Origin of the sequence: uncultured Methylobacterium sp., from assembly GCF_964244095.1 — a bacterium.
GTDB lineage: Bacteria > Pseudomonadota > Alphaproteobacteria > Rhizobiales > Beijerinckiaceae > Methylobacterium.
Genome location: NZ_CAXTHR010000273.1, coordinates 1 through 2,517 on the forward strand (window position 1 = coordinate 1; position 2,517 = coordinate 2,517).

At 71.5% G+C, this 2,517-nt stretch carries 2 protein-coding genes and 2 pseudogenes; 1 reads left to right on the forward strand and 3 read right to left on the reverse strand.

What is annotated here, in order from left to right:
• The 3 genes and pseudogenes from ACFE86_RS22425 to ACFE86_RS22435 all read right to left on the reverse strand — a co-directional run.
• Positions 1-383 (reverse strand): annotated as a pseudogene (locus tag ACFE86_RS22425) (glucosyltransferase); the annotation flags it as partial.
• 162 nt (positions 384-545) lie between these two features.
• A complete protein-coding gene (locus ACFE86_RS22430) occupies positions 546-707 on the reverse strand; it encodes a hypothetical protein (RefSeq protein WP_375457514.1) in 162 nt (53 codons plus the stop codon).
• Positions 698-1,822, reverse strand: a complete 1,125-nt coding sequence (locus tag ACFE86_RS22435) for a flippase-like domain-containing protein (RefSeq protein WP_375457515.1) — start codon at positions 1,820-1,822, stop codon at positions 698-700. The genes ACFE86_RS22430 and ACFE86_RS22435 overlap by 10 nt, the downstream gene beginning before the upstream one ends.
• 208 nt (positions 1,823-2,030) lie before the next feature.
• On the opposite strand from ACFE86_RS22435, the pseudogene ACFE86_RS22440 reads away from it, so the two are divergent.
• Positions 2,031-2,517: pseudogene (locus ACFE86_RS22440) on the forward strand (amidinotransferase); the annotation flags it as partial.

Here is a 2,517-nt window from a genome sequence, read left to right on the forward strand (position 1 = left end):
GCCATGTTGATCAGGTTCGAGACCTTGCGGTTCGAGCCGTGCTGGCGCGCGTCGATCACGAGGTCGATGCGAAGCTGTGGGAACGCCTCTTCGAGGCGGCGCACGATGCCGATCGCCGGGTCGCCCGCGTTCTGCACGCCGAACACCACCTGCACCGGGCCGGCATAATGCTGGCGGCAGAAGCTCGCGAGGTTCTCGAAGAGGTTCGGCTCCAGGCCGCAGAGCGGCTTCAGGATCGTGACCGAGGGGCGAGCCGCCTCGGCGTCGAGGCGCGGCGCGGCTCTTGCCGCGAACCGGCCGGCGAGCAGCGCCGCGGTCAGCGCGTAGAGGCAGCCCGCGACCGCGGGGACCAGGAGGATCGGCGAAAGCCAGGTGAGGTCCATGGGGGGCGGCGCTCGGTCGCGAAGGACGGGAATCGATGGCGCCGGACATCGCGGCGCGCGAGGCATCTGTGCGGTCGGTTCAAGGCGCCGGTTTGGCGGCCGGCATGCCATCGGTGCGCTGGCGCAGGAATTTCAGACCGCCGTCGGCCTTGAGCGGCTGGCTCATGCGCGCCCGCTGGCCCGCGGCCTCGCCGAGGTTCCCATTGCGGAGGACGTCGCCTCGAAGCGGGCGTAGGGCGCATCGACGGCGGCGACCGCCGAACGCACCGGCGGCACGACGGCCGGCAGCGCCAGCGCGACCGAGCCTGCGCGCGTCAGGCGCATGTCTTCAACTCCGCCGCCTCCGGCTCGCCGACACGGGCGCCGGTCCCGCGCGGCGGCGCATAGCTGTAGAACGGCCCCAGCGTCGCGGCCGCGGTACCGAGCCGGCGGATCGGCTGCCGGCCCGGCGCCGGGCCGCTCGCCTCGGCCTCCGCCGCATCGCGGCCGATGCGGCCTTCCTGCGCATGCCAGAGCAGCAGGCCCGGCACGCCGACGAGGAGGTCGGCGAGACGCTTGACCAGCGACAGCGCCAGCGCCGCCTCGGCCGGGATGCCGAACAGGGCGCACAGCGCGATCAGGCCGCCCTCCTGCGCGCCGAGCGCGCCGGGCACCGCGAAGGCGGCGCCGCGCACGGCCTGGGCGAGGCTCTCGATCACCAGCGCCTCGGCAAAGCTTACCGGATAGCCCATGAAGTGCAGGCAGACGTAGACTTCGAGCGTGCCGATGATCCAGCCGACGAGGTGGATGCCGATGCCCGACAGGACGCGCAGCGGCGCGCCGTAGAGGCGGCGCAGGTTGTCGTAGAGCATCTCGACGGCGCCGAGCGCCTGCCATTCGCGGCTCGCGGCGAAGCGGTGGACGATGCCCTGGATCAGGCGGTGCCCGGCGCGGCGCTGGATCAGGTAGAACGCGCCGATCGCCGGCGCGGCGACGGCGAGGCCGCCGGCCACCGTCCGGACGATCGGTCCGTCGCCCGACAGCCACATGAGCAGGCCGAGGCCGGCCAGCGTGAACAGCAACTGCGTCAGCGCCTGGGTCATCAGGTCGACGAACATGCTGGCGCCGGCGAGCCCCCCGGCGACGCCGCGCTTGGTCAGCAGGCGCGCGCCGACGAAGTCGCCGCCGACGGCGGCCACCGGCAGCAGCGTGTTGATGCCCTCGCGCACGAAGCGCAGGTTGATGCAGGCGGGCAGGCTCGGGCGGCCGGCGGCGGGAAAGATCGCGTACCAGCCGAGACCCGCCCAGGCGACGGCGACGGCGCGGGCCAGGACCACGACCAGGGCGCCCCAGCCGGCGCTGACCACCGCCGCGGCGACATCCTCGAGACCGGAGGAGAGGAACAGGCCGACGACCGTGCAGAGACCGGCGATCAGGGCTACGGTCGTCAGACGCTTCATGATCCTCTTTCAAGCTCGCTGGTGGCTTGATGCTGGATTCTCGCCGCGATTCCGACCCAGGAAGACCGCTGCGGACGAGGAGTCGGACCCAAGTTGCAGCAACGATCGGCAATGTCTATCACCCGATAGACACAGTGCGGACCAAAGCGGCACCGGGGGTTTTCGCTCCGAGCAGACCGCCCGCAGGGATGACACGAGGGGACCCACCATGGACCGCGACGCTTCCCACACGGCCGCCGAGGCCGTGCTCGACGACGCCCCGGACGGCGTCGTCGGCGGCCGCGACGGCGGTCGCAGCGTGCCCGCGCCGCACTCGCCGGTGATGGCCTGGAACGAGTGGGACCCGCTGGAGGAGGTGATCGTCGGCTCGCTCGACGGCGCCACGATCCCGACCCATCACCTCACCGTGATCTTCAACCTGCCGCGCGCCGCGCAGCCGTTCTACCGCTTCGCCTCGGGCTTCCGCTATCCGAACTTCATGAAGAAGCTCGCCCAGAAGGAGCTCGACAACTTCATCGCGATCCTCGCCGGCGAAGGCGTGACGATCCGCCGGCCCGACAGCATCGATTTCTCGAAGAAATATCGGGCGCCGCGCTGGTCGTCGCGCGGCTTCTGCGTCGCCTGCCCGCGCGATCCCTATCTCGTGATCGGCGACGAGATCATCGAGAGCCCGATGTGCTGGCGCTCGCGCTACT